At 59.6% G+C, this 14,091-nt stretch carries 9 protein-coding genes and 1 pseudogene; 7 read left to right on the top strand and 3 right to left on the bottom strand.

What is annotated here, in order from left to right; genetic code table 11:
- The first annotated feature begins 62 nt into the window (after nt 1-62).
- Nucleotides 63-4,694 carry a dermonecrotic toxin domain-containing protein gene (locus FW764_RS06600; RefSeq protein WP_446433259.1) on the top strand — a complete coding sequence of 1,544 codons (4,632 nt, stop codon included), beginning with the start codon at nt 63-65 and terminating at the stop codon, nt 4,692-4,694.
- Between the two features lie 2 nt (nt 4,695-4,696).
- On the opposite strand, the gene pdxR is transcribed toward FW764_RS06600, so the two are convergent.
- Nucleotides 4,697-6,235, bottom strand: a complete 1,539-nt coding sequence (pdxR, locus tag FW764_RS06595) for a MocR-like pyridoxine biosynthesis transcription factor PdxR (protein WP_446433258.1) — start codon at nt 6,233-6,235, stop codon at nt 4,697-4,699.
- Between the two features lie 87 nt (nt 6,236-6,322).
- On the opposite strand from pdxR, the gene FW764_RS06590 reads away from it, so the two are divergent.
- From FW764_RS06590 to FW764_RS06580, 3 genes are read left to right on the top strand one after another with little or no spacing between them, the layout of a single operon-like run.
- Nucleotides 6,323-6,961 (top strand): FMN-binding negative transcriptional regulator, encoded by a 639-nt coding sequence (locus FW764_RS06590; RefSeq protein WP_446433257.1) that lies wholly within the window; start codon nt 6,323-6,325, stop codon nt 6,959-6,961.
- The gene (locus tag FW764_RS06585) at nt 6,958-7,404 is read left to right on the top strand and encodes an N-acetyltransferase family protein (protein WP_446433256.1); all 447 of its coding nucleotides are present in this window, start codon (nt 6,958-6,960) and stop codon (nt 7,402-7,404) included. The genes FW764_RS06590 and FW764_RS06585 overlap by 4 nt, the downstream gene beginning before the upstream one ends.
- 10 nt (nt 7,405-7,414) lie before the next feature.
- Nucleotides 7,415-8,086: a GNAT family N-acetyltransferase gene (locus FW764_RS06580; protein ID WP_446433255.1), complete on the top strand. Its 672-nt coding sequence runs from the start codon at nt 7,415-7,417 to the stop codon at nt 8,084-8,086.
- A 142-nt stretch (nt 8,087-8,228) separates the two neighbouring features.
- Here the strand turns inward: FW764_RS06580 and FW764_RS06575 are convergent, their stop codons facing one another.
- Nucleotides 8,229-8,495: a hypothetical protein gene (locus tag FW764_RS06575; RefSeq protein ID WP_177016730.1), complete on the bottom strand. Its 267-nt coding sequence runs from the start codon at nt 8,493-8,495 to the stop codon at nt 8,229-8,231.
- 215 nt (nt 8,496-8,710) lie between these two features.
- On the opposite strand from FW764_RS06575, the pseudogene FW764_RS06570 reads away from it, so the two are divergent.
- The 3 genes and pseudogenes from FW764_RS06570 to FW764_RS06560 all read left to right on the top strand — a co-directional run.
- Nucleotides 8,711-9,211: pseudogene (locus FW764_RS06570) on the top strand (autotransporter domain-containing protein); the annotation flags it as partial.
- A gap of 109 nt (nt 9,212-9,320) precedes the next feature.
- Nucleotides 9,321-10,616, top strand: a complete 1,296-nt coding sequence (locus FW764_RS06565) for an autotransporter outer membrane beta-barrel domain-containing protein (RefSeq protein ID WP_446433254.1) — start codon at nt 9,321-9,323, stop codon at nt 10,614-10,616.
- 460 nt (nt 10,617-11,076) lie between these two features.
- On the top strand, nt 11,077-12,207 hold the full coding sequence (locus tag FW764_RS06560; RefSeq protein ID WP_446433253.1) for a hypothetical protein: 1,131 nt from the start codon (nt 11,077-11,079) through the stop codon (nt 12,205-12,207).
- Between the two features lie 65 nt (nt 12,208-12,272).
- Here FW764_RS06560 and oadA read toward each other — a convergent pair whose 3' ends face one another.
- The gene (gene oadA / locus FW764_RS06555) at nt 12,273-14,081 is read right to left on the bottom strand and encodes a sodium-extruding oxaloacetate decarboxylase subunit alpha (RefSeq protein ID WP_446433252.1); all 1,809 of its coding nucleotides are present in this window, start codon (nt 14,079-14,081) and stop codon (nt 12,273-12,275) included.
- Between the last annotated feature and the right edge of the window lie 10 nt (nt 14,082-14,091).

Raw genomic sequence — 14,091 nt, 5'->3', positions numbered from 1 at the left:
TACCTTGCGCATTCCAAGGCCCGTCGCCGTCGCGACGGCCAACGCTTGCCAAGGAGCTGCAGATGCCTCACGACACGCCCGCCACGGACTCCTCACAAAACAACCGCCCGCCCGATGCCTATGAACTGCTCACCCAACTGACCAGCGTTCCCACCACCCGAGAAGTGGCCTCCACCACTTTGCGCACCGCCCTGCGCGAGCTATACCCCGCGCTGGATATCGACCCCGACCTTGCCATGGTGTGTAGGCCAAGCTGGCGGGTCGTCGGCGATACGATCGTGTCGTCCAGCGGCTATCCCGAGTCACTCACCTCCGTCCTTGCACGCCAGGCCGTTTCACCCAAGCCTGTGATCTATCTCGACGGCGAACATTATCTTTCACTGCAACCGGAGGACGTCAATGCCGTGCACCTGCCCGTGAAAATTGATGCCGTCGGGCGCTTGATCAACGAGCTGTCGCCGCTGCTGTTCACCTCCTTTCAGGAACAGCAACTGGATTACTGGAACCAGTCCAACGGCGACAATGGTCCGCGTTGGCAAGTGTTCGCCAACTCACTGAGCAAGGTGTGGAACGTGACCACGGTTGAAGGTTGGGACGCCGACGACTGCGCCATGGCCAGGACGCTGTATCACGCCCCACAGTGGGAGACCCGCACCCTCAAGGATCCATACAAGAGCCGGGCCTATCTGATCGATGTCGATTTGCTGCACGATGATCAGAGTCGTCATGTCAGCGTACTGGACAGGGCCGTACTGATCGGCACGCACGAGGAAAAACCCAAGATCCTCGTCTACTCACTGGTCGGCGGCTACGAAAAATTCGACTCACTGGAAGCGCTCGGCGAAAGCCTGCCGTCCAAGGTGACAGAGGCGAGTGGCGATATGAGACTGCAATGGCGTTTGTCCGAGCCGGTCGGCAATTTTTTCGACAGCCTGGCCTGCGCGTTGATCAGCATACAAATCGATACCATCGGAGACCTGAGTAACGCAGAAGGCAACGCGCCGCTCGAACTGGCCCAGGCTCCTTCGACCCTTACCCGCTCACTGCCCAGCATTGAAGACCTGAACGACCAGTCCCTGGCGAACATTCGCCAGATGCATCAACACATCCCCGACTGGCTGGCCGAGGCCAACGATGCCGATGTCGCCGCTTACAGCCGTCACCTCATCGACCTTTCCCAAGTGCACACCTATAACCAGGGCTGCTCGTTCCATGACGGAATTGCGCCGATACGCGACTACGCCCGAACGCAATTACAACGCAAGTTCCAGGGCCATAAGCAGGGCGCCCAACTGAACCCCAACAAGATCGAAGTGATCATCCGCAGCCCGGTTATCTGGGGCTCTTTCACCGTGCCTGGGCAGGTGGATATCACCCGCCGCAACCTGATCGACCTTACCCTGGAAAACCTCACCGGCCTGCCTACCGGCGACAAAAGCGTGGTGTACAACGGCGGCGCAACGCCCGATTGGTTGACCTACAGTTATCTCGAAGAGGTGATTACACAGCTGGATATCGGCGAACAGTATCCGGCGCTGGTCAAACGCACGCTGCTCGAAGACTCACAGCAGTCGCATGCCCGGCGGTTGCTCTACGCCAGCCAAGTGCGTGTGCAGTTACCGCTGCTGGCCCTGCAATGGAAAATCCAGGCGCGCAACGGCCTTACTGAGCTCGGCTACCGCTATGTCGCTGCCGTGATGCAAACCGAGGCGCATGATCGCCAGGTGGACGGGCAGGAAATCGTCATCCGTCCGTTGGCCTTTATCCCCACATTGCGTCCCGGTCACGAGCAGGATGTGGTGACCAACATGTTCGTGATCGGCCCGAAGTCAGCCGACAGGGGGCCCTGTCTGCTATACCGCCCGCTGCTGGAGCCGGCACTGCGCCAGTTCCCTACCCGGCAAAACCTGTTGTATGCGATCAAGCATGACCGACCGCTGCGCGAGTCAGTGCTGGCCTGGTTACCCGAGGCGGCACGCTTCAACTACGCGCAATACGTGTTTCCCGATACCCTGCCATCACCGTGGACCTTGGTCCGCGTGCTGATCGAGCCCGCCACCGTGGTGTACATGAGCGGCCCTATCGTCCTGAGTGACGATGCGCTCGGCAATGACGTACTGGACACGCTGTTCAAAGCCAACGCCAACGCCATGGTCGAGCTCGCAACACGCCAATCGGTGTCCAACGTTAAAAAACGCTGGGCGACCTATCGCCAGGCTGGCTGGCGAATTTTCAATGCCGCCCTGCCGTACCTTGGCCCTACCGTGGGCGTCGCGGCCTGGATGTGGCAAATCATGAGCGACCTGGAGGAAGCGGAGAAAGCGATCAATGCGCCAGACGAGCCAACCCCCTGGACCTCGCTGGTGGACCTGTGGCTTAACTTGGGCATGGCCCTGGCCCTGCATGTAGCTCTGCGCCATCCGCCCACGCAGGCAACCGCCGAACCGTTAAAAATCAAGATGGCCGACGAGCCGGTGCTGATCACCGAGCCGCAACAGCCGGAGCTGCCGGCGCCAACCGTCACCCGCGTGCAGATGCCAGAGCTGTCCAGCACCGAATTGTTCGCGTCGCATCAGAAATCCCTGCACGTCAGCGGCGCGCTGAGCCGCAGCCCCTCAACCCTGAACACGCGACTGGAGAGTTTAAAAATCGACCGTCCCACCGATTTGGGTGAGCAGAACAAGCAAACCGGCCCTCACCTTCACCTCTATCCTTCAGAAAATAAATGGTTCGCCCCGGTGGGTAAGCGCTGGTTTGAAGTACAGGTGGACGCCGACGACAATGTGATGATTATCGACCCGCTCATCCCTTCGCGCACTGGCCCATTGCTGATCGGTAATAAGGCAGGGCAATGGTTCGTCGACACCCGCCTGCGTCTGCGCGGTGGCGGGCTGCGCAACCGTCGCAAAGCCGCCAAGGGCCCCAGACCTGCACGCATTGACGATCTGCGTGAAAAACTCGAAAAATTCCGCCTCAGCGAGCCAGATCATCAAAAAAAGCTCTCTGACGCTCTCGCCGCTATTGGCTCGCAACCCGGCCCGTCCACCGACGCGCGCCGTCAAACCTTCATCACAGAGGTCGATAAACGCCTGCTGGAATACGAAGAGCCTATTCGTCAACTCCGGGCGCTAGGCATCATCGATGCGGTCCCCAACTACCAGAGCCTCATGATCAATTACATGAAGAACCAGCTGATGCTGACTGAAGCCGCCATTGATGAGCAACTGCCTGCTTACCGTGACACTTTGCTGGCCGCCTTGGACATGCTCCAATCGACAGAACCGTTGGACCCCGCCATCGAGATGCAAACCGCTCAGGGCATGGCAACCCAGAGCCTGGAAATAATCATGCGACTGGAGTACGTGGCCAACCGCATCAAAGAGCTGGAAAACCTGGGTGCAGAGGGGGCTAAAGTCATCCAATCGACACTGCGCGCCCTGCCTAATATCAAGCTGGCCGACTTGAAAGCGGTACTCATCACCGTGTCGCAGTACCTGTGTGTCAATACCGGTGACAGCGAACTGCTGACCCGTGTGCGTACACAGCTGAACGCCATCGTCGACGTCGCCGACCTGAATGTTCAGAGCGTCATCGATATCCTTGGCCTGCCTCACAACAACACCCTGAATGAACGCATCGAAGCGCTCAACAGCCTGGCCGAGCAATTTTCGGTCGTCGACCAGCGCCTGCTGGACCTGCACGCCGATTACGCCGAACAGCTGCAGCGTGCGCCCCTGGAAGTGTTGCGCCAGCGCATCGACGAATTTCATCAACAGACCCTCAGTGAATTGGCGCAGCTGTTGCGCGAACGCAAAGCCCTTGAGCCCAAACCCGGCCCGTCGAAGCCACCCGAGCGGCCGCGACGCAAAATCATCAAGACCCGCTTCAAGGGCGTCGTGGTCGGAGAGCCACGGGAAAACGATGCCACGCTGGTGGACGTCAAGGCACCGCTGACAGGCAAACTAATTGCGACCTTTCACGAAAAAAACCCGGGAAACTGGGTCGAACACAAAGCAACCACCGCGCCCGCGCCAACATCAAAAACCACCGACCTGGGGGTGAGTCTCAACGCCGGGCAACAGTTGCTAGATGAAGACCGGGCCGTCACTCAACGCTTGTTGGCCCACTCGCGCAGGCCGGGGCGCATCCCGGTAGAAATTGAAGAGATGTTCCACCAGCACGCCGCACGCCTGGAGAGCGCCGCGATGGAGGTGGAAACTGCCCTGACCCAGTTGAACCTCACCGAAAGCGACCGCCCTTCAGCCGCCACACTCAACCGCCGGCTCAATGACGGCGCCCGACGGTTCTATGAGCTGGGAACCCAAACGCGAATCACGATGACCAAGCAACAACCGCCGACAGCAGCGCGGGTAGAGTGGTTGCACGCTCAAGGGCTGGTGAAAATTGCCAAAGTGATCAATCGTCGGCGCCGCAAAGGCCCCGGAAAGGACTACTTGGACGAATACGAAATTCGCGACTCACAGAGCCAGTCCGTACTGTGGTACGCGCATTTTCACTATGCCGCCCCCAAGACCGAGGTCGAATATTTTACCGCCGCGCACCTCAAGACACGCGAACAGCGAAAACTCGGCGGCGCGGTGCAGCGCATAGGCACCAGCGACAAGGACCAGATCGCGATTTACCGCAGTGAAATCAGCCCTCAGTTGGCCAGATCAGTGTTTTTCGAAGCTTGATATCAGCCCTTCCAGATCGACTGCAGCCGCGCCAACGCGGCCCTGATCGCCGCTTCCGGCACGGCGGCGAAGCCCAGCACCAAACCGGCGCGCTGGTCGGCCGGCGTCGCGCAGTCGGGTAGCCAATAGCTGCTCAAGCCGTTCACCTCTACGCCGACCGTGTGCGCCTGCGTAAGCAACTGCTGTTCGCGGGCCAGGCTGGCCACGCGCACGGTCAGGTGCAACCCGGCCGCCACGCCAGGCAAAGCGCCGACGCCGGGCAAATCGTTCGGCCAACCGGCAAGCAAAGCGTTACGCCGGCTCAACGCCGCGCGACGCATGCGTCGGATGTGTCGTTGAAAATGCCCGGCCGCCATAAACTCGGCCATCACCGCCTGTGTACTGACTTCCGAATGACGCATGTCCACGGCGCGCCGCCGGGTGAAAGCGTCCACCAGGCCCGGTGGCAACACTAGGTAACCCAGGCGCAAGGCCGGGAACGCCACCTTGCCGAAGGTGCCGACGTACAACACGCGCCCACTGCGATCCAGCGCCGCCAACGGTGACAGCGGCGCGCCGCTGTAGCGGTACTCACCGTCGTAGTCATCCTCGATGACCCAGCCGCCCGTACGCTCGGCCCAGGCCAGCAGTTCCAGGCGCCGCGCCAGGCTCATCACCACACCCAGCGGGTACTGGTGAGAAGGCGTGACATACGCCACCCGGCAATCACAAAGGGTGTTCAGCACTTGGCAATCAATGCCTTCGGCGTCCACCGGCACACCCTGCAGGCGCCCGCCAGCCAAGGCGAACGCATGGCCTGCTGCGCGATAGCCAGGATTCTCCACCGCCACGCCGTCGCCAGGCTCTACCAGCAACTGTGCACAAAGGCTTATCGCTTGCTGCGCACCACTGGTGATCACTATTTGCTCAGCCGTGCACTGCATACCTCGCGAGCTGCGCAAGTAAGCGGCGATCAAACCGCGCAGGCGACCGTCACCTGCCGGGTCGCCGTAGCACAGCTGTTCTAGGTCCGGCTTGCGCCAGAACGCCCCATTCAGCTTGGCCCATACCTCGAACGGGAACAGATCAAAGGCGGGCACGCCCACGCGAAAGGCACGGGGCGGCCCCGCTGGAGGCAAAGGAAGGTGATTGTTTTTTACCCGCGCCACGCCCGCACTGTGGATAACTTCATCGTCGAGATCGACAGGCAAATCCTGCCATTTTGTGGATAAACCTGGGGATAACCCTGTTAGTAACCCTGTGGACACTTTTGTGGATAGTTTTTTTGCCGTGGGTAATTGAGCGACGTAAGTGCCATCGCCGACCCTGCTCTCAATAAACCCTTCCGCATACAGCTGGTCGTAGGCGCGCACCACGCTGTTACGCGAGATCGACAACGCCTTCGCCAAGTCACGGGTGGAGGGTAACCGCGTGCCACTGACCAGCCGCCCGTCCAGCACTCGCTGGCGCAAGGCTTCATACAGCTGGCGTGTCAGGCCTTTGCGACGATCCAGTTCAATACCGGCAGGGTTAAATGACAGCGGCGGCGAAATGGGCGACATATTGGACCTATGAAATGGGGACTAGATGGCTCTTACAACGAGCCATTAGCCTGCCTAGGATGCAGGTATTCGCCAAGGAAAATTTCCATGTACACACCCCGCGCCTTTGCTCTCGACGATTTGCCCGAACTGCAGCAACTGATCCAGCACACTCGCCTGGCGCAGTTGGTGACCTTTGGTGAGCAAGGCCTGCAGGCCAGCCACTTACCGCTGTTGCTCAACCCCGATGAGGGCCCGAATGGCACCCTCTACGGGCACCTGGCCAAGGCCAATCGCCAATGGCGCGACCTGCAAAGCGGCAGCGAAGCCCTGGTGATTTTTGCCGGCGCCGAGGCTTACATCAGCCCGGCGTTTTACCCGGCCAAGACCGAGCACGGCAAAGTGGTCCCCACCTGGAATTACATCGCGGTGCATGCCTATGGCAAGGCTGAAGTGTTTACCGACGCCGAGCGTTTGCTTGCCGTGGTCACCGCACTCACCGATCGCCATGAAGGCCGCCGCGCCCAACCATGGAAAGTCAGCGACGCACCGGCCGACTACATTGAAAGCATGCTCAAAGCCATCGTCGGCTTCGCCCTGCCCATCGAGCGCCTGATTGGCCAGCGCAAACTCAGCCAGAACCGCAGCCAAGCCGACATCAACGGCGTGCGCGAGGGCCTGGCTGCCAGCATCGATGTGCGCGACCAGACCCTCGCGCGCTTTATTCCTCAAGGAGCTTCAGAATGAGCCAGATCGACATCCGCCAGGTCACTGCCGCAGACCGCGCCGCGTGGCTGCCGCTGTGGCAGGCGTACTTGGCGTTCTACAACACCGAGTTACCGGACGCCGTCAGCCACAGCACCTGGCAACGCCTGATCGACGTCAATGAGCCTACCCATTCGGCACTGGCCTGGCAGGATGGCAAGGCGGTGGGCCTGGTCAACTTCATCTACCACCGGTCCAACTGGAGCATCGAGAACTCCTGCTACCTGCAGGATTTGCTGGTGGACCCGGCCCAGCGCGGCACTGGCGTGGGCCGCAAACTGATCGAATTCGTCTACACCACCGCCAAGGCCGATGGTTGCTGCAAGGTCCACTGGTTGACCCATGAGAGCAATGCCACTGCGATCCAACTCTACGAACGCATTGCCGAACGTCCTGGCTTTATCCAATTTCGCAAAGGTCTTTAAGGAGCGCAGCATGCCTATCTCACCCGCCGACTGGAAAGGCGTCCCGGCGCCTACCGTTGAACTGCTCGAAGGGCGTTTTATCTGCCTGGAAAAACTCGACCCCGCGCGCCATGGCGACGGTCTGTGGCAAGCACTGGAAGGCCCCGGCGCCGACCCGAAACTGTGGGACTATTTGCCCTACGGCCCGTTTGCCGAACGCGCCGCGTTTGATGCCTGGCTCAACAACCATGCCCAACACAGCGACCCGTATTTCTTCAGCGTGATCGACCGCCAAAGCGGCGATGTTCAGGGCATCCTCAGCCTGATGTCCATCGTCCCGGCACAAGGCCGCATCGAAATCGGCCACGTCACCTTCGGCGCACCGATGCAGCGCTCGCCGAAAAGCACCGAGGCGGTGTACCTGCTGGCCAAGTACGCGTTCGAGCAGGGCTATCGTCGCCTGGAATGGAAGTGCAACAACGGCAATGCCCGCTCCAAATACGCGGCGGAGCGCTTGGGCTTCAGTTTTGAAGGCGTGTTCCGCCAGCATATGGTGGTCAAGGGGCAGAACCGCGATACCGCGTGGTATTCGATCCTGGATTCGGAATGGCCAACGGTCGAGGCGGGGTTTGAAGCGTGGTTGTCGCAGGCGAACCAGAGTGGTTCCGGCCAACTGAAAACACTGGCCGAATGCCGAGCCTGACTTTCACTGACAACACAAAAAATGTGGGAGCGGGCTTGCTCGCGAAAGCGGCGTATCAGTCACAGCAGGTGTTGACTGAACCACCGCATTCGCGAGCAAGCCCACTCCCAGATTAGATTTTCAGCGATTCCAAGCGTTGGGCTCAGCCGCCTTTACCCACCTTCCAGCCCAACGCCTTCAAGGCATCACATCCATCCTGCAACAACAGATGCGCTGCCGAGGCAACGTGTTGCAGGTCAGCGCCTTCGGCCAATTCGGTACTTAAACAGGTGACGCTATTGAGCAGATCGCGGGCTGCCTGAATGCGCTGAGTGGCGGTTTCGAACAACTCACAGGCTTCGACGTCGTCATTGATGAAGAAAACGGGATTGCAGCTGATATTGCTGTCTAGCGGGGTGTAGGTAGGCATAACGAAACACTCGTAATTGAAGTTTAGAGGTTCCATTTTTTCGACCGGCTAAGATCGGCCGCCGATGCGATGTCATGCACAAAAGCAGGAGCATTCTGGGTTCTGCCGCCTTCCCATTGCAGAGGAAATCGGGTGCTCACAGAGGTGGCGAAGGTGGTCGCCAATTCATCAAGGTTGTCCACCAGATAGTGCTGGTCATAATCAAAACTGCACCGGCGGGCGTTGCCATTGAACAACTGGCTGGCAGCAGCACCGCCAACCTCACCAGCGCTACGCTCGGCGCCAGTGCCCAAGTGGGCAGCAGCATGCTCGCGGCGATGCATCAACTGGGCGGCGGCGCAGGCTTGCTGGTCGGGCTTGATGAAAAAAACACGCCTGTGCTCGCCGCCATCGGCGTGCCCGCGCAAGCACGCAACCTCAACGATCCGAACGCCCGCGGCCGGCTGTGGCTGCAAGGCATCGGCAGTTACGGCAAGCTCGATGGCGACCACCGCAGCAATGACCTGAGCCAACGCACCCAGGGCAACTTCAGCAGCCGCTTCGGTTTGCGCCTGGCGCACCTGAGCCAACTGAACAACGGCATCAGCCTCTTACTCGAAGCCGGGCTGGATGTAGGCTTGTCAGCTCGCCATAGCCTGGGGTTGGACTACATCGGCGAACTGGGCAGTAACTGCCGCAACCATGCATTGACTGGCCAATGGCAGATGCGTTTTTAATCGCGTCGCAGTACAGACAACTCCCGCAAAACAGGAGTCGTTGACCTGACAGTTATCACCCCGCCATCTCGCTAAATTCCCGGCCTCATTCATCAGAGGTTGGGATTACATGTTCGTTACCCCCCAAAGAATCGCATTAGTTATAAGCCTTGCGGTTATCGCCAGTTTTCAACCTGCACACGCAAGAGGCGATATCGAATACAAGCCCTATCAACCCTACGAAGCAGCAGACGATCCGTGGGCGTTCATGCCCACGCTTGATACGCCACCGCCTCCGGCGCCATTCGACGGTTTCCTCACCCAGCAGGCCACCTCGCACAACGGCCTACAGGTCGCAAAAGCCCTTGAGCCCGCATTAATACAACTCGTGGCAACCGGCGAAATGGACAGAGAGGATCTCAAAGACTTGCAAAAGTCACTCGATGCGCTTGGTAAACAACGCGGTGGGGTCGGCGCAGCCCTTGAACAGTTGGCGGGCAGCCAAAACGCCAACCTGGCCGGCGCAACCCAGAACACCACGCAGCTACTGAGTAGCCAATTGCTCACGGCCCTGCGCACGCTGCCCGCTGAAGACGAAGGTCACTTTTGGATGCAGGGCCTGAGCAACGAAGGCAGCCTCGACAGAAAAGGCGGCAGCGCCGGCCTGAAACACGCGACACAAGGCTTGCTGCTAGGCGCCGACTGGGCACTGGAACAGGACTGGCGCGTGGGTGTGATGGGTGCAAAAACCACCAGCCACTTTGATGCACGACGCTTGCGCGCCGACCTCGACAGCTGGCATCTAGGCGCATACGCTTTGCGCCAGGACGGCCCACTGGCCCTGCGCTTGGGCGCGATCTACAGCGACCATGCCGGACGGAACAATCGCGGCGTCAACCTGCTGGATTACAAGGAGCGGCTCAAGGGCAATTACAACGCCCAAAGCCAAACCGTATTCTCCGAACTGGGCTATCAGTTGGGCAGCGAGGATGTGCACGTAGAGCCTTTCGCAGGCCTCGGCTTTCAGCGCTATCACCGCGACAGCTTCAAGGAAAAAGGGGGGGTGACCGCGTTAAACGTCGGCTCACAAACCCAACAGAACCTGAGCAGCACCTTTGGCCTGCAGCTGTCCACGGTGTATCGACTCGACAACCACATGGGCCTCACCCCCCACTTGAGTACCCGCTGGAAACACCTCTATGGCAGCGTTGACAGCCAGGTGCGCCAATCCTCTCGCTACGCGTCAGGACTCATTGACGGCTTTACCATCAACGGTACCCCGCTGGACCGTGACAGCCTTGATGTGCAGGCTGGCCTGGATCTCGCATTGTCCACACAACATACCGTCGGCCTGGCGTACAGCAGCCAAACCAGCACCAACAGTCGCAACCAGGGCTTGATGGGGCACTGGAAAATGAGTTTTTAACCGAACACCCAACGACTTAACGTGCAATACACCGTCGGCTCTGTCGCACGGTATAAGGCGTTAAGCGCAACTACATATATAGCGAGCCCTCTTACAGTCAAAGGCCGCGCTAGCCGACATCAACTGGCCCTTCCCTGCGTTAGCTTTCGACCTCAGCCACCCGAGAGGTCGAAACCTAATGTTACGCGTATGCCCACATCCTACTGCCTACACACCTATGGTCCTGAGTTCCGAGGCGGCGTCTTCTAGCGCCCTCATCGCCCCTCTACATGTCGAAACAGGTAATGCCGTCGAGATCACCACAGGTGGCCAATTCAACAACAGCGGGCACATTTCCACCGGTCCTTCAAAACGGTTTAAGGAGTCCTACAACGCAATAAGACTGAGCCGCGCAGGAGGCACAGTCATCAATCAGGGCGTTGCAGTGGGCGGCAGCAATGGCATAAAGGCTACAGACGAAGTGACGCTTCTCAACACCGGCGTCCTGACCGGCAACAAAGGGGCCGGGTTAAAGTCCAAAGGCGCTGCACGGATCCTCAACTACGGCATCATTACCGGAGCCGATACTCGGCGTTCCAAGCAGAACGATGGCGACGGCGATGGCCTGGATATCGACAAGCGCGCCCAGGTTTACAACTACGGCATCATCCAGGGTACGGGGGCCAATGGTCAGGACAAGAACGGCGCACCCAATACCAGTGAAGGCATCGCCATGGGCGGCGGCGATGTCTACAACTACGGGGTCATCCGCGGTGCCCACCATGGGATGCTGGTAGACAATGGTGACTTGGGGCCAGCCCATGCGCAGACCCTGTTGATCAACGAGGGCATCCTCAGTGGCCACAACGGTTACGGTGTAAAACTTGTCGGAAATTTTAACGACAAGGTCACCAATAACGGCTTGATCAGCGGTGCAAACGGCGTCGCCTTGGACATGGGTGGTGGCGACGATGTGTTGACCGTTCGTGGCAACGCGCACTTCGAAGGTAAGGTTGACGGTGGCAGCGGCACCAACCAAGTTGTCCTGGACGATGTCAGAGGTGGCACCTTCAACGGCGCCAGCCAGATGCAGCACCTGAGGGTGAGCACCGGCACCTGGACCTTGACCGGCGCGCTGCGGTCCAACCAGCAAGGGAAGGTCTATAGCAATGCGACGCTGATCAACCAGAGCCGCATCGGCGGCGCAATGACCGTTGAGCCCGATGCCACCTACACCGGTGGCACAGTGGACACGCTCAATGTTGCGGGCACACTGCTGCTGGACCCGGCCAATAAGCGCCGTACCCGCATCAAGCACGATCTACAAATGGGGCAAGGCTCAACCTTGACGTTCACTGTCGGCAAAGGAGAAGCCCACAACACCTTGAAAGTCGGCAATCGAGTCAACCTCGATGGCGCCACACTGACGATCCAAGTCGAGGACGAAAGCGATGAACTGCTCACTCGTCAGTTGCGCATCGTCGATGCCGAACAGATCACAGGCCGATTTACCGGCATCACCAGCAACTTGAAAACCTTAACCCCCGCGCTGATCTACACCCCAAATGGGCTCTTTATCCGCTTCAAACGCAAAGCGCCTGACGGCACCTGAATGCCAGGCAAAAAAAGGGGAGCACCTGCCCCCCCGAGGATTAAGCGGTAGTGTCGAAGGCTGAGTCAGCCTTCGATTTCAATCAGAATTTCACCAGGGTTGACCCGGTCGCCCTTGGCCACATGAACAGCGGTTACCTTGCCGGCAATGGCTGCCTGCACTTCGGTTTCCATTTTCATGGCTTCGGTGATCAGCACGGCCTGGCCAGCCTTGACCACGTCACCTTCCTTGACCAACACGTCGACGATGTTGCCCGGCATGGCCGTGCTGACATGGCCCGGCTCGGTGGCGTGCTTGCGCTTGCTGCCGCCGCTGCTGACAAACTCGTTGAGCGGTTCGAACACCACTTCTTCTGGCATGCCGTCGATGGACAGGTAAAAGTGACGCTTGCCTTCAGCCTTGACACCGACACCGGTGATGTCGACGCGGTAGCTTTCACCGTGCACGTCGATGACGAACTCGGTCGGCACGCCCTCGCCACCGGCACGCGCCACACCGCCGGCTTCTGGGATGGGCAACAGCACTTCAGGCGTCAGAGTGCCTGCGTCGCGTTCTTCGAGGAACTTGCGACCGATGTCCGGGAACATCGCATAGGTCAGCACGTCTTCTTCGGACTTGGCCAACGCGCCGATTTCACCGCGCAGCTTGGTCATTTCCGGCTTGAGCAGGTCCGCAGGGCGATGGTCGATCACCTCTTCGCTGCCAATGGCCTGGCGACGCAGTTTTTCATTCACTGTACCCGGCGCCTTACCGTAGCCGCCTTGCAGGTAGAGCTTCACTTCGTTGGTGATGGTCTTGTAGCGCTCGCCGGCCAGTACGTTGAAGAACGCTTGGGTGCCGACGATCTGCGAGGTCGGCGTGACCAGCGGCGGAAAGCCGAGGTCTTCACGCACGCGCGGGATCTCTGCCAGCACTTCGCTCATGCGGTTCAGCGCGCCCTGCTCTTTCAACTGGTTGGCCAGATTGGAGATCATACCGCCCGGCACTTGGTTGACTTGCACGCGGGTGTCGACGGCGGTGAATTCGCTTTCGAACTGGTGGTATTTCTTACGCACCGCGTAGAAGTAAAGGCCGATTTCCTGCAGCAGCTCCAGGTCGAGGCCGGTGTCGAATTCGCTGCCTTTAAGGGCCGCGACCATCGACTCGGTGCCCGGGTGGCTGGTGCCCCAGGCAAAGCTGGAGATCGCGGTGTCGATATGGTCGGCGCCGTTTTCGATGGCCTTGAGTTGGCACATCGCAGCCAAGCCAGCGGTGTCATGGGAATGGATAAAGATCGGCAGGCTCTGCTCGGCCTTCAGCGCCTTGACCAACTCGCCAGTGGCGTAAGGGGTCAACAGGCCGGCCATGTCTTTGATGGCTACCGAGTCGCACCCCATGGCTTCCATCTGCTTGGCTTGGGCCACAAACGCGTCGATGGTGTGCACCGGGCTGGTGGTGTAGGCGATGGTGCCCTGGGCATGTTTACCGGCAGCTTTTACGGCTTCGATGGCCACGCGCAGGTTACGCACATCGTTCATCGCGTCGAAGATGCGGAACACGTCGATGCCATTCACGGCGGCCTTGGCAACGAAGGCTTTGACCACGTCGTCGCTGTAGTGGCGGTAGCCCAGCAGGTTCTGGCCGCGCAGCAACATCTGCAAACGCGTGTTAGGCAACGCGGCGCGCAATTGGCGCAGGCGCTCCCATGGGTCTTCTTTGAGGAAGCGTACGCAGGCGTCGAAAGTCGCGCCGCCCCAGACTTCCAGCGACCAGTAGCCGACTTTGTCGAGCTTGTCGCAGATCGGCAGCATGTCGTCGGTGCGCATGCGGGTTGCCAGCAACGATTGGTGGGCGTCGCGCAGGATGGTGTCGGTGACAAAGATTTTCTTAGACATTGGAATGTTC

The organism is Pseudomonas sp. 1152_12, assembly GCF_052850675.1.
Note: the sequence above shows the minus strand (reverse complement) of the source record. Positions and strands in the feature narration are given on the sequence as shown.